Source organism: Ruegeria sp. CF8 (assembly GCF_056537285.1).
The window spans coordinates 49,028-69,986 of sequence record NZ_JBQFRG010000007.1; the positions used below are offsets into that span (position 1 = coordinate 49,028).

Consider the following 20,959-nt stretch of genomic DNA (forward strand, 5'->3'; position numbering starts at 1 on the left):
AACGGAACTTAATTGAAGCGCTTCTGATGGGTTCAAAACTGCGAAATCTATGGGAAGAGGTCGGCAGACCCCTGATCCTGCGCCCTCGGCGGGTGCAGTTCGCGGCCCTTTGCACCCGAAAGAACAAAGGCCAGGACGAAGTTCTGTTGATCACAAGCCGTGACACCGGGCGCTGGATCATTCCAAAGGGCTGGCCCATCGACGGTCTGGACGGGGCCGAAACCGCGCTACAAGAAGCCTGGGAAGAGGCCGGAGTGCGCGCGGAAACCGTTGATAAGAAGCCGATAGGTCAATTTACCTACGACAAAATCCTCAAGGATGGGTCTGCACAGCCAGTGTTGACCAGTGTCTACCGGATTAACGTCAGCAAGCTGGTCGAAGATTTCCCCGAAGCTCATCAGCGAACACGCAAATGGTTTCTCCCTGCTAAGGCTGCCTTGCAGGTCCAGGAACCTGAATTACAGGCGCTGCTGCGCAAAATGTAACGTTTACGCAACAATTTCATGACACGCGGCTTGCCCTTTTTGCGGCGAACCGTTAGCTGCGGGCGGTCTTAAAAACTGATCAAGCCCATGTCTGATACAAACCCAAAACCGCGCTGGCAGGCGCTGGATACCGATCTGCATCGCATTTCTCGCGTTGAGAACGCCGGCATACACGTGTCGCGCCCCATGCTGGCACCCGGTATCGCGTTGGCGTTCATGGTCGTAGCAGGGTTACTGGCAGCGGTTCTGTTCGGTCAGGCAGAGGGCAGCTATGTCGTGGTGGCTGCGGCCGCGTTCGGGGCCTATATGGCGATCAATATCGGCGCCAATGATGTGGCCAACAACATGGGTCCGGCAGTTGGTGCAAACGCCCTGACCATGGGTGGGGCCATCGTGATTGCCGCCATTGCCGAAAGCGCGGGCGCGTTGTTGGCGGGTGGCGATGTGGTCTCGACCATCTCGAAGGGTATTATCGACCCTGAATCAGTTCAGAACAGCAATGTATTCATCTGGGCCATGATGGCGGCTCTGATTTCTTCAGCCATGTGGGTCAATCTGGCGACTTGGGTCGGTGCACCGGTATCGACCACGCACTCGGTTGTCGGCGGGGTTATGGGTGCCGGAGTCGCAGCTGCGGGGCTGAGCGCAGTCAGCTGGGGTACGATGAGCGCGATTGCAGCCAGTTGGGTGATCTCGCCCGTGCTGGGCGGTGTGATTGCCGCGTGTTTTCTGGCGCTCATCAAGGCCAAGATCCAGTATCAGGACGACAAAATCGCTGCAGCCCGCAAATGGGTACCGATCCTTGTGGCGGTGATGGCGGGGGCTTTTGCAACCTACCTTGCGGTCAAAGGTCTGAAACGCATCGTGAAAATCGAACTTGAGATGGCCCTTCTGATCGGTTTCGGCGCTGGTCTGCTGGCCTGGTCTGCCGCCGTGCCTTGGGTGCGGCGCAAGTCCGAAGGGCTTGAAAACCGGACACGATCGCTGAAAACCCTGTTTGGCCTGCCTCTGATCATCTCGGCCACGTTCCTGAGTTTCGCCCATGGTGCCAATGACGTGGCCAACGCGGTCGGTCCTTTGGCTGCGATTGTGCACGCGGCAGAATTCGGAGATTTCGCGTCAAAAGTTACAATCCCGCTTTGGGTGATGATCATCGGCGCGTTTGGCATTTCGTTCGGCTTGTTCCTGTTCGGCCCCAAGCTTATCCGTATGGTCGGTAGCCAGATCACCAAGCTGAACCCCATGCGAGCCTTCTGCGTTGCCCTTTCGGCAGCAATTACTGTGATCGTAGCCAGCTGGCTTGGCCTTCCGGTCAGCTCAACACATATTGCAGTGGGTGCGGTCTTTGGCGTCGGGTTTTACCGTGAATGGCACTCTGAACGGCGGCGCAAGCAGATCAGCTTTCAGCGTGCAGCGACCCAAAGTCTGGCCCCAGAAGAGCACCGTCGTCGCAAGCTGGTACGACGTTCACACTTCATGACCATTGTGGCGGCATGGGTGATCACCGTACCTGCGGCTGCAACGATGTCGGCCGTTATTTACTGGATGCTGACTGCCTTCGTGTGACGTGGGTGATCAAAGCCTGATCTGATCCGGCGTCAGCGGATGATCGGGCGCGTGTTTGATCAGATCAGACACTTGCGTGCATATAGGTGTCGGCACGCCGGTTTCTCGACCCAGTCGTATAATATGGCCTTGCAAACTGTCTATTTCAGTTTGCCGTTCAGCCATCAGATCATAGGCCATCGAGGTTCGGGCACTGGGATCAATAGTCAGCATCCTGGCCGCAATGCGGGTAAACAACGGGGTCGGCAGCCGCAGGATATGTGGTGTCATCCAAGCGGGAAGCGGCGTGGTAGAGGCCACAGGGTGCCCCGCTGCTTTTAGAACCGAAAGTGCCTCTGCCATCTGATCCGCTACAAGGATGCGCCAGTCGCGACTTGTCAGTTGATCCACAATCGTAAGGCCAGACAACGCATTCAGCGCGTTGTTCAAGTTGATCAGCAACTTGCCCCATTGCACGGCTTCGATCTGGTCACTCGCCAAAACAGGCAGATCCGGGCTGCTGAGGCGGGACGCCAGATCGCCCGGACCGCTTTCAATAACAATCTCGCCCGACGTCGCCCGGTGATAGGTGGCAGGGTCATTTGGCACGACGTTGAAAGGCACCATTCCAGCGCGCACATCACGCCCGGGCAGGGCTGCGCGCAAGGTCGCTGCGTTTTCGATCCCGTTCTGCCAGGACAGAACCGGCGCGTCTGGCAGTGCCTCGGTACTGATCTGGTCGGCCATATCCGCCGTGGCCCCCGATTTCACGGTTACGATGATCAGTTCCGCATGCCCCAGACAGGTTGGATCCTGACTGAGAGCCAACGATGCTGCTGGGGCGGTATAGTCGAGCCCGTCAAAATCTGTGACCCTCAACCCATTTTCGCGGATCGGATCCAGCACCCTCGCGCGACCCAGAAGGGTGACGGCATGACCCGCTCGGGCCAGCAGTGCTCCGCAATAGCAGCCAATACTGCCCGCACCTGCAATAACAAGTTTCATAATACCCCCTCAGAAATACCTGAAAGGATCACCGCAAACCGCCGGTTACACAACCCCGCCCCACTAGGGACGGCCCGTTATCGCGCCAGACGTGGTTTGGTTCGCTCAAGCTCCTCAGATATCGGGATAAATTCCTGATCGTCACCGGGCGGAAGATGAAAGGCACCATTGGCCCAATCGGCGCTTTTCCACTCACGCGTTGCGGTTTCGATCTTTTCTTTCGAAGAGGATACGAAGTTCCACCAGATATACCGGTCCTCGTTCAAAGTCGCGCCGCCCAGCAGCATCAGCCGCGCACCCACAGGACCCGCCTTGACCGACAGTTTGTCACCGGGGCGAAACACCATCATGCGGCCTTCGTCAAACGTGTCGCCCGCGATCTCGACTGAACCTTGCGTGACATAAACGCCGCGATCCTCATGGTCGTCGGGCAGCGGGAAAGAGGCACCGGGTTCAAGCTGTACATCCAGATAGAATGTTTCAGACAGCATGGTGACCGGGCTGGACTCACCATAGGCCGAACCAAGGATTAACCGCGCGCTGACACCCGCATCCTGAATATGCGGCAGTGCCCCTTGTTTGTGGTGCTCAAAATCAGGTGCCATATCCTCATGCGCTTCGGGCAAAGCGATCCACGTCTGGATGCCAAACAGGCTGTGTTTCTTGCCACGTGTCTCATCGCTGGTGCGTTCGGAATGGGTCACGCCGCGACCTGCGACCATCCAATTGACCTCACCTGGATAGATCATCTGGTGAGTGCCAAGGCTATCGCGGTGCTCAAACTCGCCCTGATAAAGATACGTGACCGTGCCTAGTCCGATATGCGGGTGGGGCCGCACGTCTATGCCACCTTCGGTGATGAATTCGGCCGGACCCATCTGATCGAAGAAGATGAACGGACCCACCAATTGCCGTTGGACCGAAGGCAAAGCGCGGCGCACCTCGAAACCTCCCAGATCTCGGGCGCGCGGAATAATCAACGTATCCAGCGCCGGATTTTCCGAGACGCAATCAGGATTGTGGGTCGGGTTCCAGCTCATTCCTTTACTCCCTAAATCTCAGATGGCCGGGCTGGCACATCGTTCGCTGATACCAGAGATAACCCTTGAAGCGCTTTGATAAAGTGCATTTTCGCACATACCGGGTGCGAAACGAGCGTCCTTATCGCGGCCAGAGTTGAGGGGAGAATGCGCCGTCGATCCGATCCCCATCGCGATAGCCAGCAGCCTCGAACTGCGCACGTTCGTCCTTGGCCCAGTCGCCGCGGTATCGAATGACCCCATCCGGAGCGGTCATGCGAAGGGTAAATCGGCGAACCGTTTCCGACGGGGTCGTCGCCGATAGGCCGCCATGTAGCGTTCTCATATCAAAAAAGATGCAGTCCCCAAGCTCCAGATCCCATTGCAACAGGTCAAAGGCGTCAGGGTCCGCGTTCACATCAGGTGGCGGGTGATAGGTTTGCCCGGCAACCTCAGTCGGTTCGTAACTCGGATGCCCATCGGCAAAGCGCACCCGCATGAAAAGCTTGTTCCACAGGTGCGAGCCTTTGACAAAGGCGATGCCGTTTTCCTTCGTCACCGGCTCCAGCGGTAACCACAGCACGCACATTGTGCCCTCAAAATCGAAATAGGACAGATCCTGATGAAAGGGCGGACGCGAGGTTGATCCGGCTTCGCGAAGGAACCAGTTGTCCATGACAAGGTTGACGGATGGTGCGCCCAACAAACCAGCGGCAAGCGGTGCGCAAGGCGAGTTGTGAACGAACTCGGTGAATTGGGGGATCTTGTTCCAGGCCCAGTAGTCTTCGAAGTATGCCGGAGCATTTGGGTCTTTGGTGTGGCGGGTGAAGTTGTCTGTTGGGTTTTCAAGGTCCGCGTCGATGCCTTCACGCAACAATGACAGCCAGTCACGCGGGAACTTGGACCTCAGAACAACGGCACCGTCGCGCTGATATGCGGCAATGTCTTCGGCTGAAACATGATCCGGTTGTGCCATGGGTTAACCTTCGAAACAGGTTGCTTGGGCCTGAACATCGCACTTGGCCGAAGCACAGGTCAAAGAATTTCGGTTGTTCTGCAGGCACCACCCCTCACAGAAGCGTGAGAGTGTTCCCTTTTAATCCGGATCACCTCGGAATCTGTCGGAACCATGCTATCTTTGGAGATAAGGTCGCATACTGACCTGAATGGATTGGGAACTGGAGGGTTCTTGATGACGAACGCGCTGTTTTCTCGTCGCACTCTGATCGCTCAGGGCGCTGCCGTAGTCGGGACAGGGATTTCCGGGCTACTGGTTCCTGCCCGTGCAAACGGACTGGCCCCGACGCCCTCGATGCGGGGCGGAGCCAACAACTATCGCCCCGGCGCACCCATCGTGGACCGGATTGGTGGCGGTGGATTCTGGATGACAGGCACGGTGCGGCGCGCAGGCGATGGGGCCCCCCTATCCGGCCTACGCATTCAAATCTGGGCGCATACCACCGAGGGGCATGAACGGGATCCGCAAAGCCATGGTGCCACTTTGACGAATGCAAACGGTGAGTTCCGCCTTGAAATGCCTCAGATCGTGCCCGCTTTCGGACAACCACACGGGCATCTCGCCTACGACAGCGGCGAATTCGAGACCGTTTTCCTGCGTCCTGTGATGTCGAGCGCGAGGGACAAGACGCTCGCCGCCCATTTTGTTTTGCAGCCTCTCTGAGAGGTGTTGAAGAGCAGTTTTATCTGGGTGCTGTTGAGTACCGCCCTTGCAATCCCGATCATCGCAGCGACCTATAGCCCTTATCTGGCGTGGCGTGATCCGGTTTATATTCTTGCCGGATTCGCGGGTATAGCGGGAATGTGTCTTTTGCTGCTGCAACCGCTGCTGGCCGGGCGCTGGTTGCCAGGACTTTCCCCGGTGTCCAGCCGCCATTGGCACAGGCGGTGTGGGTTGGCCCTGATCGTGGCCATATTGATCCATGTAGGAGGTCTATGGATCACCAGCCCTCCAGATGTTGTCGACGCCCTGCTTTTTGTTTCAGCCACCCCGTTTTCGAATTGGGGTGTTATAGCGATGTGGTCAGCTTTTGCGACAGCTCTGTTGGGTGTCATGCGCCAACGCTTGAACCTGCGGTTTCGCCTTTGGCGGCTTAGCCATACTGGTCTGGCAATGGTAACGATTATCGGAAGCGTTGTTCACGCGATGCTGATCGAGGGAACGATGGAAATCATGACCAAGACTACGTTATGCGTTCTGGTCCTCTTGGCGAGCGCACGGACACTCGCCAAGCAAAAGGTTTGGGACATCCGCCGACGCGCTTAAACACCCAGGCACCAGCGCATGACCGCTTTTTGCGCGTGCAGACGGTTTTCGGCCTCATCGAAGATGACAGAGTTCGGGCCGTCCATCACCTCGGACGTGGCTTCTTCTTCTCGGTGCGCGGGCAGGCAGTGCATGAACAACGCATCCGGTTTGGCGTGTGACATAAGTTCCGTGTTGACTTGATAGGGGCGCAGCAGGTTGTGGCGGCGTTCTTTGGCCGATTGGGAATCATGCATGGAAACCCAGGTGTCCGCGACCACAAGATCAGCCCCTTCAACGGCTTTGAACGGGTCGCGCTCCACCACGATTTGCGAACCTTTCTGGCGCGCAAAGCCCATGAATTCCTCCTCAGGATCAAATTGCGCCGGACCTGTAAATGTCAGATCGAATCCGAACTGGCCTGCAGCGTGCAGGAATGAGGCACAGACGTTATTCCCATCGCCGGTCCAGACCACCTTTTTGCCTGCAATCGGGCCACGGTGCTCTTCGAACGTGAGCACGTCGGCCATGATCTGGCAGGGATGCGTGCGGTCGGTCAGACCATTGATCACTGGTACATCCGAGTATTCCGCCATCTCTGTCAGGATGGTTTCGTCAAATGTCCGGATCATGATCATGTCAACGTAGCGCGACAGAACGCGGGCCGTGTCGGCGATCGTTTCGCCGTGCCCCAATTGCATATCCTTGCCCGAAAGCACCATGGTTTGCCCACCCATTTGCCGGACACCCACGTCAAAGGATACGCGTGTCCGGGTCGAAGGCTTTTCAAAGATCAGCGCGACCATCCGGTCTTTCAGCGGTTGTTCCTGATCTAGTGCGGCCTTGGGTTGACCCAGACGCGCCTGCTTCATTGCAGCTGCCTGATCAATCATGGCCCGCAGGTCGATTGCGTCGGTTTTATGGATATCGAGAAAGTGGTTCATTTTATTTCGCTTTTGGCTGGTGGCGGGTGGGGGCCAGCCCCCACACCCCCGGAGTATTTGGGAAAAGATGAAGCTTAAGCCGTTGCAAGCTGGGTTTCGATTTGTTTCGCGGCTTTATCGAGGCGGATCATAGCCTGTGCGATATCATCCTCGGTCAATGTCAGTGGCGGCAAGAGACGGATTACGTTGTCGGCGGCAGGGACAGTAATGACTTCGTTGTCATACCCCGCATTCACTACATCGATATTGGGTGTCTTGCACTTGAGGCCAAGCATCAGGCCAGAGCCGCGAACTTCTTCGAACACATCAGGGTGGTCGGCGATCAGGCCTTCGAGCTTTTGCCGCAGAAGACCAGCCTTGCGGTTTACGCCTTCAAGGAAGGCAGGCGTTGCGACCTGATCGATCACGGCGCAGCCCACGGCGCAGCCCAGCGGGTTGCCGCCATAGGTCGAGCCATGGGTCCCGGCTGTCATTCCGGAGGCGGCATCTTCGGTCGCCAGCACCGCACCAAGAGGGAAACCACCGCCGATGCCTTTGGCGACCATCATGATATCGGGAGTGATCCCGGCCCATTCATGCGCAAAGAGCTTGCCGGTACGGCCAACACCACATTGGACCTCATCGAGGATCAACAGTAGACCGTTGTCGTCGCAAATCTGGCGCAGAGCTTTGAGTTCAGCATCAGGCACAGGGCGAATGCCGCCTTCACCCTGAACCGGCTCGATCAGGATCGCTGCGGTTTTATCGGTTATAGCGTTGGTGACGCCGTCAAGATCGCCGAAGGCAAGATGAACGAAGCCGGGCAGCAACGGGCCGAAGCCTTTGGTCATCTTTTCGGACCCTGCGGCTGCGATACCAGCCGAGGACCGGCCATGGAATGAGCCGTCAAAGGTTATGATCTCGACCCGCTCGGGATGACCTTTGTCATAGAAATACTTGCGAGCCATTTTTACGGCTAACTCGCAGGATTCAGTGCCGGAGTTCGTAAAGAACACCGTATCGGCAAAGGTGTGTTCCACCAGTTTGTCGGCCAGCGCCTGCTGCTGTGGGATGTTGTACAAGTTCGAGACATGCCAAACGGCATGCGCCTGTTCGGTCAGCGCTGCCACAAGTGCTGGATGCGCGTGACCCAGCGCATTCACCGCGATCCCCGCCCCGAGGTCCAAGAAACGACGGCCATCCGCCTCGGTCAGCCAGGCGCCTTCGCCCTTCACAAATGTCAGGGGCGCGCGATTATAGGTCGGCAGAACGGACGGGATCATTGGATCATCCTTTTCGAGTAGCTTAAGCCCTGTGAGTGATACACGAGAGCCTTGGTCGTCAACAGATTTGGTGGGGTTTGCGCAGATTTTGAACGCGCAATAGATCAAACAGGCCGGTTACGCGGTCAGGCGTCGGCGTCGGAGTCGCAGGATATGTGCGGTTTTGATCATGGCGGCCCGTATAACGAGGCTGCTTCGATCTGGAAACCCTTTATTTACGATGCTTCGAAAATTCACTCGCGCGTGCTTGCTACGAGATTTCTTGCTTGTCATTCGCGCCCGCGTGCCGCACCGCTGGGGCATGACACCCGCACGCCAGAATCCAGCCCTCGCGGCCTTGTTGATCTTTGCCGCCAGCGCTCTTCTGGCTGGCACGACCTTGCTGGCCAAGGCGCTTGGCACGGATACGCTGGGTCCGCCACTGCATCCGATGCAGATTAGCCATGGTCGGTTTCTATTCGCGTTTCTTGTGATCATTTCAGCTGTTGCTGTATTGCTCCCGACCCTTAGACGCCCGCATTGGAGATTACATATTGGGCGTACCAGCTTTGGGTGGTTGGGTATCACACTGATGTTTGCTTCAGTCGCTTATATTCCGATGGCAGATGCAACTGCGATTTCATTCCTAAACCCGGTTTTCGCCATGGTTCTGGCGATCCCACTATTGAAGGAAGGGGTTGGGCCCTGGCGCTGGTTGGCGGCGGCAGTTGCCCTTGTCGGCGCATTGATTTTGTTGCGCCCTACCCCGGCCAGCTTTCAACCCGCGGCTTTGCTGGCTTTGACCGCAGCCGCGGTCATTGGAATGGAGTTAATTTTTATCAAAAAGCTGTCGGGTCGCGAAATTCCGATCCAGATTTTACTTGTGAACAACTCCATGGGATTGGCAATCGCCACTGTTGCAGTGATCGCGGTTTGGCAGACGCCAACTTCGGTACAATGGGCAGCGTTGGCTGGAATCGGTGTTTTGATGGCCTGTGCGCAAGCTTGTTTCGTCAATGGCATGGCGCGGGCGGATGCTTCTTTTGTAGCACCGATCAGCTATGCAACACTGATCTTTGCTGCGTTTTACGATTTCGTCGTGTTCGATGTGATCCCGGATCGGACAAGCCTGATTGGGTCCGCCATTATTCTGGCCGGAGGGCTGATTTTGGTCTGGCGTGAAGCGCGGGTGAGTAAACCGTCTTCAGCGCGCAGTGATAGATAGATTCCGAATTTGTGTCTCGCCTGATTGCAACCACTCTGAAATTTTGTGCGGATGAATGGGGGCCACGGGGTTTACGACGTAATGCCCAAGCTCGGCATCCGGTTGCGTGTTTCTAAGATCGGTGAGCGCGACTTCACGGTACTCGTTCAGCATTGCGTCAACGACTTTAAGAACCTGAACCAATTCGATTGACCCGTCTTTCTCAACCTTGGCCCAGAATTCATACTCGGCCCCATACTCCGCCTCGGCAGCACGAACATAGGCCGCTTCGATTTCCCGCAATGCGGTTTCCCGTGGGATCTGCTGTTGCCGAGTCAGGACGTTTGCCAAGACGAGCAAGTTTCGCTCACCTTTCAGGTTCAGCCCTTCAGGTAGGTCCAGAAATGTTTCATCGTTCATGCAGACGCTTCCACCACGGGCTTTTTGTTCTGGATCAGGCGTTTGCACAATCGGTTAATGTGCTTGCCGTGGGCATGAAACGGTCGCGCAGGTGCAGGGCTGGTTGCTTCATCGAGCAGATCAGGAAACAGGCATTTCAGCTCTTCAATTGCTTCGGCGCTCAGCATTTTCATTGCTTCGGGGCCAATATAGAGAGATTCGGCATAGGCACCGTCCGCGACCACAATTGAGTGGTCTTCGAGTGCGAAATGGAAATACTCAACCTCTTCACAGGTTTCGACTCTCTCAATCCCCTGCAACGCGGTAAGTTTCTTGGCGGGAACAAGTATTTCAGCCTCTCCCAGAACCCGTTGCGCCACTTTTGAACGCACCAACAGACGGTGTTGAGGAGAAACCGTCAGATCTGTTGCCGGCATGCCCAGACCTATTGCACCTTTCCGAATGCGTATCGGTCGCATTTTGGGATTGGCGATCAAGTCCAGACGGCTGAGTTTCTTGGACCCGATCCAGCGGATGGCCCGCGGCTCACTATCCAGAGTTGTAACGAGGTCGCCCACTGAAAGATCACTAATGTCCACTTCACCATCCGGTGTCAAAATCCGGGTACCTGACGTGAAGCAAACCATCAAAGAGACATTGTCGAGGATCGTCCCGAGACTGTTGTTTGGACCCTGCTCGGTAAAGCGAAGCGTGTACGTCCCTTCGGCCCCGAAATTGAAGTTCAGAGAAACGTTCGTAAAGCTTCCCGCAGTGGTCGGCGTCACGACTTGCTGAAACACCACATTGTTGCTGGAATCCACGACCTCAACAAGAACAGGGTCCGCAAACACCCCGCCTGTATTTCGGGCACCGATGTCGAAACTTAGCGTTGCCCCCCTGTTGTCGCCTGTCACCACAAAACTTTGTTGAACAACCGAAGTCACGCCACTGTTGCCATCAAGCTCAAGGACAAGATCTGATGGATCTCCACCGCTGAAGAACAGCGATTCCTGGCCTATCTCGATTTCAGTGCCGAACCACGCTCCATAGGTGCTGAAGGTCTGAAACGGACCTGAAATGCCGGGTGTCTGAAAATCCCCACCGACAATAAGTTCTGTAAGTGCCATAAGAAAATCGCCTGTCGTTATTCAACAACCAAGTATCCTACTCGGGCCTTGCCGCCAACATAACAGTCGGAAAACGCATCAACTTTACGTTACGTCGCCTGCGCGGCACTACGCCTTGAGGCGATACCCTGTGCGCAACATCTGCCAGGTGATGAGACCGATCACCACCGTAGCAAAGGAACAGACGGCCATACCCACCCAAGGCGAACTGTCCGAGACACCGATCATGCCGTAGCGCAAACCGTCGATCAGATAGAACACCGGATTCAGGTGAGTCAGACGGTTCAAAACCGGGGGGAGCGCCTGAACCGAGTAGAACGTGCCCGACAGGAAGGCCAGCGGTGTGACGATGAAATTGGTAATGGCTGCCATTTGGTCAAACTTATTGGCAAAAATTCCGGCAAACAGACCCAATGCTCCCATAAAAGCGCCGCCCAAAACGACGAAGATCGTCGCGATAATGAAGTTTTGTGGCACGATGCCAAGAACCAAGGCCAGCGCAACAGCGACGACGCACGCAATCAGGATGCCTCGGGCGATTCCCCCCGCCAGATAGCCAAGCAGGATTTCAAGCGGCGACAGCGGTGGCATCAGGGTATCCACGATATTGCCCTGTACTTTGGAAATGACCATTGAAGACGATGTGTTGGCAAAAGCGTTCTGGATCACTGTCATCATCATGATTCCCGGTGCCAGAAACACCAGAAACGGCACCCCCATGACATCCGGGCGGCTGGGTCCGATCGCGATGTTAAAGATCAGTAGAAACAGGCCCGCCGTAACCAGCGGCGCAAGAAGAGTTTGCGTCCAGACTGCCAGAAAGCGCAGAGTTTCGCGCTGCGCCAGTGTGTAAAGGCCCATCCAGTTGACTGCTCCAAAGCGGTGCGCGGTCTGATCTGCGGAATTCTGCATGGTTTACCCTCAACCTGATTCGAAGACTGCTTGTAACTCGGGCTGCAGTGTTTAGAATAGGGGGCTGAGACGATTTCCCAAGGCGGCCCGAATCCGGGGCCGCTTTCCGCTTTTGAAAGGCTTAAGATGTCCTGGACCGACGAGCGCGTAGAACTGCTGAAGAAGATGTGGGGCGAAGGCCAGTCGGCCAGCCAGATTGCCAAGGAACTGGGCGGCGTGACCCGCAACGCGGTGATCGGTAAAGTGCATCGCCTGGGCCTGTCCAACCGGGCAGCGGGCGCTTCTCCGGCCAAGTCCGAGCCCAAGGAAAAACCAGCTCCGGCGCCCAAGGCCGAGGCCAAACCAAAACCTGCGCCCAAGACCGAACCGGCGCGTCCGGCCCCTGCCCCCGCGGCCGAGGCGAAACCCGCAGTGCCCGCCCGCCGTCAGATCATCCCTGCCGGTCAACCGTTGCCTCCACAGCCGTCGGCTAACGAGATCAGCCCCGAGGCGCTGGCAAAGGTCAATGAGGTCGAAAAGAAGGCCAAGAAGCTGACGCTTATGGAACTGACCGAGAAAACCTGCAAATGGCCGGTCGGCGATCCGGCGACAGAAGATTTCTGGTTTTGCGGTCTGCCCGTTGAAGCAGGCAAACCCTATTGCGAAGCGCATGTGGGCGTGGCCTTCCAACCCATGAGCGCGCGCCGCGATCGACGCCGGTAACACAGATGCGCCAGGATCCGACAGCAATGGAGGATACCTGGCTAGCCCGTGCAAAGCGCCTGCTGGCCCTGTCTGAAACCGGCCAGCATTTCACCAAAGACCCTTTTGACCGGGAACGTTACGACGAGATCGCTGCCATGGCCCGCGCCATGCTGGCTGATCTTGGGCGGGTGCCGATTTCGCGGATTGAAGGGCTGATCACAGACCATGCGGGTGGCTACGCCACGCCCAGTATCGATATTCGCGGTGCGGTGATCCGGGACGACCGCATCCTTCTGGTGCGCGAACGCAGTGACGGGTGTTGGTCGATGCCCGGCGGCTTTGCCGATATCGGCAGCTCTCCGGCAGAAAATATCGAGCGTGAGGTCTGGGAAGAGGCCGGGCTGCGCGTTCGGGCGCAGCGTTTGTACGCCCTACGCCACAAAGCGCGGCACCCTTACCCGGCGGATGCAAGGGATTTCTATAAGCTGTTCTTTTTATGTGACGAAGTTGGGCAGGATGACCCCAGAGCGGGAAGCGAAACCAGCGATGTTGGTTTCTTCCCAATGGCAAAGCTGCCTGACTTGTCGCTTGCTCGAAACATTAAGCGGGACATTGTAGAAGCGTTTGATGCGCAATCTACGTCCTCGGCAACAGCGCTGTTTGACTGATCTCTACTGCGCGGGATGTGACGGCAGGTTCGGCATCGCCACCCAACCGGGCAATTCGTCAGGTGAAACCGAGACGTGCAGACGCTCGGATTGATCGCGGCCTACTTTGCGGTGTTTGCGCAGCAGGAAAATCTTGCCCCAGCCGCGCCATGTCCCAACCGAACGCGCGTGCGGATCGGTGGGGAAGCGGTCACGCCAGCCTTCAGGTAACGGCAATCCGTGCATCTCGGCCTTGTCCAGCATCCAGATCAAGGAAATGTTGCTGAGCGGTCGTGCCTCTTCATACCCGTTCAACTGCCCGCCGATGTCACCATGTGTGCCCCGGAACCAGACTTGTTCCACATGGCCTTTGAATTCGGGCGTGCATTTCCACAGCACCGGGTCGAAAACCTCGCGCGTTTCGTCCAATGCCATGGCGTGATAGCCGTGGCGGGTCGAGGGGCCCAACTGATGGTTGTGAAACGCGTGGCGTTCCTCGGCCCAGCGCCACAGCAGCGGCAGCCGCAGGCCCAACGCCTTGACGGTGTCCCAGACCCCGATCATCTCGATCTCAACCCCGTCGTGGCAGAACTTGCGGCGAAAATCGCGCGCTGCGGTGCCGCTGGGATTGCATTCATAGTGGCGATAGGCCTGCTGGATGTTGCGCTCGGTCGCGTGTTCGGCCTTGAGCAGACCAATCATGTCGATCACTCCGGCCAGACTGCGTACGCCATAAGCTCCACGCGAATAGCCGATGAAATAGATCCGGTCCCCCGGCTTGTAGCGTGAGGCAAGATAACCATAGGCGCGGCGGATCTGACGGTTGATACCCCGCCCCATCATCACATCCAGCGAGGATTTCCAGCTTTCCCACTGCACGCCTGCTTCATAGAAGACCGAAATCTTGCTGCCCATCTCGCAACACAGGCGCAGGGTTTGCCCGGCGTGGGTCTCGAACCCTGGTTCGAGCGTCGACATGGTACCGTCAAGGATGATGACATGGCTGAGCGGTTCGCGGTGCGGCACCTCGGCAGAATGTTCGGACCGCAAAGGCCGCCCGAGCCATCCAAGAACCTTTCTACTCAGCCGCGACAGATTCATGCGTCAGCAATTCCCATACTCTTTGAGGCGTGAAAGGCATATCCGCCTGCCGCACCCCGTGATCCCAGAGCGCATCCTGAACCGCGTTTGCCACTGCGGCCAGCGCGCCCACTGTACCGGCCTCGCCGCACCCTTTCATGCCCATAGGGTTCGAGGTTGACGGGACCGGAGCCGAGGTAAACTTAATCATGGGTATGTCAGAGGCGCGGGGCAAGGCGTAATCCATAAACGAAGCCGTGAGCAGTTGCCCGTGTGCATCGTGCACAACGCGCTCGTTCAACGCCTGTCCGATGCCCTGCACCACCCCGCCGTGTACCTGCCCTTCGGCCAGCATCGGGTTGATAAGGTTACCAAAATCATCGACGACCGCATAGCGATCAACCCACGTTTCCCCAGTGTAAGAATCGATCACGACTTCGGCAACATGCGCGCCGTTTGGATAGCTGCGAGCATCCAGGTTGGCACGCGCCTCATGCTCTAGCAGATCCATGCGCCCATCGATACGCGCCATCTCGGCCGCCTCGGTCAGGGTCGGCGTCAGGTTGGACCCCGGCGCGCGGAATGTCTCGTGGTCAAAACTCACATCGCTTTCCTCGACCCCCATCTTATCGGCCAGATAAGGCGTGAATGCGGCGATCATCTTGTCAATCGTGGCGAGCGTCGCTGTGCTTTGCACCGTGACCGAGCGCGATCCACCGGTGCCGCCACCGTGGCCAAGCCTGTCGGTATCGCCTTGAATGACAGTGATCTTGTCCATGGGAATACCGGTCTGGTCCGACAGGAAATGGGCGTAAACCGTTTCATGCCCCTGCCCGTTCGACTGCGTGCCAACGTAAAGGTTCACGGTGCCGTCCTCGCAAAACTCGACCTTTGAGTTCTCTGAAGGGTCACCCAAAATACTTTCGATATAGTAACAAAGTCCCTGCCCCCGGATCAGGCCGCGCTCGGCATCTGCCGCTTTGCGGGTCTCAAAGCCGATGGTCTGGCTGGCTGCACGGCTAAGGATCATGTTGAAATCGCCGACATCGTAGGTTTCGCCAGTGGCGGAGGTATAAGGAAAATCGTTGGGGCGTATAAAGTTCTTGCGCCGAAGCTCCCACGGATCAACGCCCAACTCGCGCGCTGCACGGTCCATAACGCGTTCCAGCACATAGATCGCCTCGGGGCGCCCGGCACCGCGGTATGCATCGACCTGTGTTGTGTTGGTGTAGAAACCCTCGACCCGCAGATAGGTGGTTTGCACGTCATAAACGCCCATCAGCACCTTGCTGAACAGGCTTGTCTGAATCGCCTGCCCAAAATGGCTGTTGTAAGCGCCAAGATTGACCTTGCTGTGGACACGGTAGGCGGTGATCCTGTGATCAGCGTCAAAGGCCAGTTCGGCCAGCGAGTGCAGGTCGCGGCCATGGTGATCGGACAGCATCGCCTCGGACCGATCCGACATCCAGTGCACCGGTTGGCCCAGCTTCATCGCAGCGACAGCGACGCAGAAATACTCAGGATAGGGCATCACCTTCATCCCAAAACCGCCGCCCACATCCGGCGTGGTGACACGGATATCTTCAGCGTCGAGTTTCAGCTTTTGCGCCAATTGCGCCTTCATCGCCCAGACGCCTTGCCCGCCATATGAAAAATGCAGGCGACCGTCGGACCATTCAGCCTGACAGCCGCGCGGTTCTAGCGAACTGATGATGACCCGGTTGTCCAAAACGTTCAGTGAAACCGAATGTGCAGCGGCTTGAAAGGCCGCCTCGGTCGCAGTTTCGTCACCCAATCCCCAGTCAAAAGCCCGGTTGTCTGGGGCTTCAGGGTGAAGGGCCTCACCACCCGCCTCTACATCCAGCTTGGCGGGGCGTTCTTCTGTATCCATCCAGATCAACTCGACCGCGTCCTGCGCCTGAACAAGCGTATCCGCGATGACAACCGCAACAGGCTCACCCACGAAGCGAACACGATCCTTGGCCAGCATATGCCGATCCGGAGCCGCCGCCTTGGACCCATCACGGTTCTGCAAAACAGCCGCGTTGAGCACCGTGTCGATGCCCGCAGCTTCCAGATCATCCAACGACATCACGAGGCGCACACCCTCGGCAGTGCGTGCATCTTTAAGATCCAAATTAGCAATATCCCCATGGGCCATCGGGCTGCGAAAGAAAGCGGCAAACAGCGCGTTCTCGGGCACCGCATCGTCCATGTAACGCCCCTGCCCGGTCAGGAACCTCTGATCCTCGGTCCGCTTTACGGGCTGGCTCTTGCCAAATTTTTCCATGGACTTTCCTCCTGTCGGGTCTTGGGGCGAGCCTAGCCCGTGCTTGGACGATGTCCAGCGCAGCTCGCAGAAGTTTGCTTGCGCCTACAGGGTGTTGGAGTAAGATTTGTTCATGAACTGGTCCCATGAAACTGTTTTCCCCTACACCGCGCCACTGACCACCGGTCAGACGGTGACACATGACATCTACGTCGGTGGGGAAGGCCCGCCGATCCTGATCTTGCAGGAGTTGCCCGGGATCGGACCCGAGACTCTGAAACTGGCGGCAAAGCTGAACGCTTCTGGATTTCGCGTTTATCTTCCGCATCTTTTTGGAACATATGGCAAAACTGAAATTGCCAAAAACACAGCTCGGCTGTTTTGCGTGCGAAAAGAATTCAATATTTTTGCCAGAGGCAAACAGAGTCCTATCGCGGGATGGATGCGCGCCCTAACCCACGAGATCAAACAGCGCGAAGGTAGCACCGGTGTAGGTGTCATCGGCATGTGCCTGACAGGCAGTTTTGCCCTGACTTTGATGGCCGAAGACGCCATTGTCGGTGGGGTTGCCAGTCAACCTGCTTTGCCTATTTTTGGTGGCAAGCATCTTCACATGAGCACGCAGGATATCGGCGCAGCGTCGGCGGGTATGGCCGCGAAGGGCCCAGGGCTGGCAATGCGGTATTCCGATGACAAATTGGCCCCGAAAAAACTGATGCAAGCGTTGGAACAGGCTTTCGGCGATCTGTTGGAGACTGTTGAATACCCCGGCAAGGATCACTCCCTTCTGACGCTGGATTTCCACGAACCTGCCTATCAGCGCGTGGACGCCTATTTCAAAGCCCGCTTTGGCATCAGCTAAGCGCGCAGGGCCTTCCCCTTCCTGCCTCCATTCGCTATTGCAGGCGCTGACCCGAATTTGTTGACGCAGGACGCATCCCATGGCGATGGAAAAGACATTTAACGCGGCCGAGGCCGAGGCCCGCATCTATGAAGCCTGGGAGCAGGCCGGAGCCTTCAAGGCAGGCGCGAACCGCTCGCGCGACGAGAGCTTTACCATCATGATCCCGCCGCCCAACGTAACGGGTGCTTTGCATGTGGGGCACGCGTTCAACAACACGTTGCAGGACATCCTGATCCGCTGGCACCGGATGCGCGGGTTCGACACGCTCTGGCAACCCGGCCAAGACCACGCGGGCATTGCCACACAGATGCAGGTCGAGAAGATGCTGGCCAACACGCAGCAGCCTGGTCGTAGAGAACTGGGCCGCGAGAAATTTCTGGAGAAAGTCTGGGAATGGAAAGGCGAATATGGCGGTACGATCATCGAACAACTGAAGCGTCTGGGGTCATCGTGCGACTGGTCGCGGAACGCCTTCACCATGGCCGGTGCGGCAGGTGATCCTCGCACGGGGCATGAGAACTCGGCCAACTTCCACGACGCCGTCATTAAGGTCTTCGTCGATATGTACGAAAAGGGCCTGATCTATCGTGGCAAGCGTCTGGTCAACTGGGACCCGCATTTCGAGACCGCAATCTCGGACCTTGAGGTCGAGAATATTGAGGTCGCCGGGCATATGTGGCACTTCAAGTACCCCTTGGCCGGTGGTGAGACATATGAGTATTTGGAAAAAGATGAAGATGGGAATGTGATCTTCCGCGAGGAGCGGGATTACATATCAATCGCCACGACCCGCCCCGAAACCATGCTGGGCGACGGCGCGGTCGCGGTTCATCCGTCGGATGAGCGCTATGCGCCCATTGTGGGCAAGCTCTGCGAAATCCCGGTTGGTCCGAAAGAACATCGCCGTCAGATTCCGATCATCACAGATGACTACCCCGATCCGGATTTCGGCTCGGGCGCGGTGAAGATCACCGGTGCGCATGACTTCAACGACAACATGGTCGCCAAGCGCGGCGGCATTCCGATGTACCGCCTGATGGACACCAAGGGCGCGATGCGGGCCGATGGCGCGCCTTACGCCGAAGAGGCCGACAAAGCGCAGGAATACGCGCGCGGCAAATCCTTCACCGAGAACGAGATCGACGCGATCAACCTGATCCCCGATCACCTGCGTGGCCTCGACCGGTTCGAAGCGCGTAAGAAGGTGGTTGAAGAGATTACTGCTGACGGTCTTGCCGTCATGACCCGCGCGGATGATCCACGTCTGGGTTCGACTGCTTTGAAGCCCGATCACGAAGGTGCCGACAAGATGGTGCCGCTGGTCGAGAGCAAGCCAATCATGCAACCCTTCGGCGACCGCTCAAAAGTCGTTATCGAGCCGATGTTCACCGACCAGTGGTTCGTCGACGCCGAAAAAGTCGTCGGCCCTGCGTTGGATGCGGTCAAGGACGGCACGGTCAAGATCATCCCCGAGTCGGGCGAGAAGACCTATTACCACTGGTTGGAGAACATCGAGCCCTGGTGCATCTCGCGCCAGCTGTGGTGGGGACATCAGATCCCGGTTTGGTATGGCCTTGATCTCTCGGCTGAGAACTTCAAGGACGACGAAAACGACGGCGACCTTGATCTGGTCGAACTGGGCCGTTTGCTCAACGAAGGTGGAATGCTGCACCGTGGCAACGTCATGGAATGTGCTGCGAGCCTTGAGGCTGTGACGGAGAAATTCCTCGACGACAACGCAAACATTCCCAGCCCACTGAGCCACGCGACGGTCATCGAAGTCGCCGACAAGCAGGAAGCCATCCATCAGTTTGCGGAAAGCCTGGCTCAATATGCCGTCGAACAGGATCCAACCAAGCTGGTCTACCCGGTTTGGCGCGACCCCGACGTCCTCGACACATGGTTCTCCTCCGGCCTCTGGCCCATCGGCACGCTGGGCTGGCCCGAGCAAACCGAGGAACTGGAACGCTACTTCCCCACGGACGTTCTGATCACCGGCTTCGACATCCTGTTCTTCTGGGTCGCCCGGATGATGATGATGCAACTGGCCGTGGTCGATCAGATCCCGTTTCACACCGTCTACCTGCACCAGCTCGTCCGCGATGAGAAGGGCAAGAAGATGTCCAAGACCACCGGCAACGTCATCGACCCGCTGGAAATCGTGGACGAGTTTGGCGCCGACGCGCTGCGCTTTACCAATGCCTCGATGGCGGCGATTGGTGGCGTTCTGAAACTGTCGCGCGAGCGCATCACCGGCTATCGCAACTTCGGCACCAAATTGTGGAACGCCGTCCGCTTCGCAGAGATGAACGAAGTCTTCACCGACGCCGTGCCGCAACTGGACGTGGTCGACCTGAAACCCAAAGCCGCTGTGAACCGCTGGATCATCGGCGAAACCGCGCGCGTGCGCGAAGAGGTCGATGCGGCCCTGGAAAGCTATCGCTTCAACGACGCAGCCAACGGGCTTTATGCCTTTGTCTGGGGTAAGGTCTGCGATTGGTACGTGGAACTGTCGAAACCCCTGCTGCAAGGCGACGACGCCGAGGCACAGGCCGAAACCCGCGCCACCATGCGTTGGGTTCTGGATCAATGCATGGTCTTGCTACATCCGATCATGCCCTTCATTACCGAAGAGCTTTGGGGCCTGACCGGCGACCGCGCAAAAATGGTCGTCCACGCCGACTGGCCGACCTATACCGCCGCCGATCTGATCGACGCAGACGCGGATCGCGAGATGAACTGGGTGATCTCGGTGATCGAAAACACCCGCTCGGCCCGCGCGCAGATGCGGGTGCCGGCTGGCCTCTATGTGCCAATGCTGGTGACCGAGATCGACGCCAACGGCCAGACCGCATGGGACCGTAACGAGGCGTTGATCAAACGCCTGGCACGGATCGACAGCCTGACCAATGCAGACGAACTGCCCAAAGGCACTATCTCCATCGCCGCGCCCGGAGCCTCCTTCGGTCTGCCGCTGGCAGATATCATCGACATCGGCGCAGAAAAAGAACGGCTGGAAAAGGCCAAAGGCAAACTGGCCAAAGAGCTGGGCGGCCTACGCGGGCGCTTGAACAACCCCAAATTCGTGGCCTCGGCTCCGGAAGAGGTGGTGGAGGAAGCCAAAGCCAACCTCGCCGCCCGCGAAGAAGAAGAGGCGAAGCTGAACGAGGCGCTCGCCCGCCTCGCTGAGATTGCCTGATCTTCACCTTTTCACAAATACTCAAATCCCAA

Annotated in this window: 19 protein-coding genes; 9 read left to right on the plus strand and 10 right to left on the minus strand. The window is 57.6% G+C overall.

The genetic code is table 11. The annotated features are described in order from the left end of the window. Window positions 1-26 precede the first annotated feature (26 nt). Window positions 27-485 (plus strand): NUDIX hydrolase, encoded by a 459-nt coding sequence (locus ACR0EV_RS16160; protein ID WP_480801015.1) that lies wholly within the window; start codon window positions 27-29, stop codon window positions 483-485. An 87-nt stretch (window positions 486-572) separates the two neighbouring features. Continuing rightward, a complete protein-coding gene (locus ACR0EV_RS16165) occupies window positions 573-2,051 on the plus strand; it encodes an inorganic phosphate transporter (RefSeq protein ID WP_480801016.1) in 1,479 nt (492 codons plus the stop codon). 9 nt (window positions 2,052-2,060) lie between these two features. Here the strand turns inward: ACR0EV_RS16165 and ACR0EV_RS16170 are convergent, their stop codons facing one another. From ACR0EV_RS16170 to ACR0EV_RS16180, 3 genes are all read right to left on the minus strand, one after another. After that, window positions 2,061-3,035, minus strand: a complete 975-nt coding sequence (locus ACR0EV_RS16170) for a 2-dehydropantoate 2-reductase (RefSeq protein WP_480801017.1) — start codon at window positions 3,033-3,035, stop codon at window positions 2,061-2,063. A 77-nt stretch (window positions 3,036-3,112) separates the two neighbouring features. After that, the gene (locus ACR0EV_RS16175) at window positions 3,113-4,075 is read right to left on the minus strand and encodes a pirin family protein (protein ID WP_480801018.1); all 963 of its coding nucleotides are present in this window, start codon (window positions 4,073-4,075) and stop codon (window positions 3,113-3,115) included. A 121-nt stretch (window positions 4,076-4,196) separates the two neighbouring features. Beyond that, complete coding sequence (locus tag ACR0EV_RS16180) at window positions 4,197-5,030, minus strand: phytanoyl-CoA dioxygenase family protein (RefSeq protein WP_480801019.1); 834 nt, start codon at window positions 5,028-5,030, stop codon at window positions 4,197-4,199. A 216-nt stretch (window positions 5,031-5,246) separates the two neighbouring features. Here ACR0EV_RS16180 and ACR0EV_RS16185 point away from each other — a divergent pair, with 216 nt between their 5' ends. Both ACR0EV_RS16185 and ACR0EV_RS16190 read left to right on the plus strand, forming a co-directional pair. Further along, the gene (locus ACR0EV_RS16185) at window positions 5,247-5,735 is read left to right on the plus strand and encodes a twin-arginine translocation pathway signal (RefSeq protein WP_480801020.1); all 489 of its coding nucleotides are present in this window, start codon (window positions 5,247-5,249) and stop codon (window positions 5,733-5,735) included. 6 nt (window positions 5,736-5,741) lie between these two features. Next, window positions 5,742-6,338: a ferric reductase-like transmembrane domain-containing protein gene (locus ACR0EV_RS16190; RefSeq protein ID WP_480801021.1), complete on the plus strand. Its 597-nt coding sequence runs from the start codon at window positions 5,742-5,744 to the stop codon at window positions 6,336-6,338. Here the strand turns inward: ACR0EV_RS16190 and argF are convergent. Beyond that, entirely contained in the window at window positions 6,335-7,261 is a 927-nt protein-coding gene (gene argF, locus ACR0EV_RS16195) for an ornithine carbamoyltransferase (RefSeq protein WP_480801022.1), read from the minus strand. The two genes, ACR0EV_RS16190 and argF, sit on opposite strands and share 4 nt — an antisense overlap. A 74-nt stretch (window positions 7,262-7,335) precedes the next feature. Then, the gene (locus tag ACR0EV_RS16200; RefSeq protein ID WP_480801023.1) at window positions 7,336-8,523 is read right to left on the minus strand and encodes an acetylornithine transaminase; all 1,188 of its coding nucleotides are present in this window, start codon (window positions 8,521-8,523) and stop codon (window positions 7,336-7,338) included. 301 nt (window positions 8,524-8,824) lie between these two features. On the opposite strand from ACR0EV_RS16200, the gene ACR0EV_RS16205 reads away from it, so the two are divergent. Beyond that, window positions 8,825-9,727, plus strand: a complete 903-nt coding sequence (locus ACR0EV_RS16205) for a DMT family transporter (RefSeq protein WP_480801227.1) — start codon at window positions 8,825-8,827, stop codon at window positions 9,725-9,727. Here ACR0EV_RS16205 and ACR0EV_RS16210 read toward each other — a convergent pair. The 3 genes from ACR0EV_RS16210 to ACR0EV_RS16220 form a co-directional block, all read right to left on the minus strand. After that, a complete protein-coding gene (locus tag ACR0EV_RS16210; protein ID WP_480801024.1) occupies window positions 9,707-10,126 on the minus strand; it encodes a NusA N-terminal domain-containing protein in 420 nt (139 codons plus the stop codon). The genes ACR0EV_RS16205 and ACR0EV_RS16210 overlap by 21 nt on opposite strands. Continuing rightward, complete coding sequence (locus ACR0EV_RS16215; protein ID WP_480801025.1) at window positions 10,123-11,232, minus strand: Hint domain-containing protein; 1,110 nt, start codon at window positions 11,230-11,232, stop codon at window positions 10,123-10,125. The genes ACR0EV_RS16210 and ACR0EV_RS16215 overlap by 4 nt, the downstream gene beginning before the upstream one ends. 108 nt (window positions 11,233-11,340) lie before the next feature. Next, on the minus strand, window positions 11,341-12,144 hold the full coding sequence (locus ACR0EV_RS16220; RefSeq protein ID WP_480801026.1) for an ABC transporter permease: 804 nt from the start codon (window positions 12,142-12,144) through the stop codon (window positions 11,341-11,343). A 126-nt stretch (window positions 12,145-12,270) separates the two neighbouring features. On the opposite strand from ACR0EV_RS16220, the gene ACR0EV_RS16225 reads away from it, so the two are divergent. Then, window positions 12,271-12,846 carry a GcrA family cell cycle regulator gene (locus ACR0EV_RS16225; RefSeq protein WP_171235262.1) on the plus strand — a complete coding sequence of 192 codons (576 nt, stop codon included), beginning with the start codon at window positions 12,271-12,273 and terminating at the stop codon, window positions 12,844-12,846. 26 nt (window positions 12,847-12,872) lie between these two features. After that, window positions 12,873-13,496: an NUDIX hydrolase gene (locus ACR0EV_RS16230; RefSeq protein WP_480801027.1), complete on the plus strand. Its 624-nt coding sequence runs from the start codon at window positions 12,873-12,875 to the stop codon at window positions 13,494-13,496. Between the two features lie 3 nt (window positions 13,497-13,499). Here ACR0EV_RS16230 and ACR0EV_RS16235 read toward each other — a convergent pair whose 3' ends face one another. Both ACR0EV_RS16235 and ACR0EV_RS16240 read right to left on the minus strand, forming a co-directional pair. Beyond that, window positions 13,500-14,576: a DUF2235 domain-containing protein gene (locus ACR0EV_RS16235; protein WP_480801028.1), complete on the minus strand. Its 1,077-nt coding sequence runs from the start codon at window positions 14,574-14,576 to the stop codon at window positions 13,500-13,502. Beyond that, window positions 14,554-16,845 carry a xanthine dehydrogenase family protein molybdopterin-binding subunit gene (locus ACR0EV_RS16240; protein WP_480801029.1) on the minus strand — a complete coding sequence of 764 codons (2,292 nt, stop codon included), beginning with the start codon at window positions 16,843-16,845 and terminating at the stop codon, window positions 14,554-14,556. Before ACR0EV_RS16240 ends, ACR0EV_RS16235 begins: the two co-directional genes overlap by 23 nt. Before the next feature lie 112 nt (window positions 16,846-16,957). On the opposite strand from ACR0EV_RS16240, the gene ACR0EV_RS16245 reads away from it, so the two are divergent. Then, on the plus strand, window positions 16,958-17,686 hold the full coding sequence (locus ACR0EV_RS16245; protein ID WP_480801030.1) for a dienelactone hydrolase family protein: 729 nt from the start codon (window positions 16,958-16,960) through the stop codon (window positions 17,684-17,686). A 79-nt stretch (window positions 17,687-17,765) separates the two neighbouring features. Then, on the plus strand, window positions 17,766-20,927 hold the full coding sequence (locus ACR0EV_RS16250) for a valine--tRNA ligase (RefSeq protein WP_480801031.1): 3,162 nt from the start codon (window positions 17,766-17,768) through the stop codon (window positions 20,925-20,927). The last annotated feature ends 32 nt before the right edge of the window (window positions 20,928-20,959 follow it).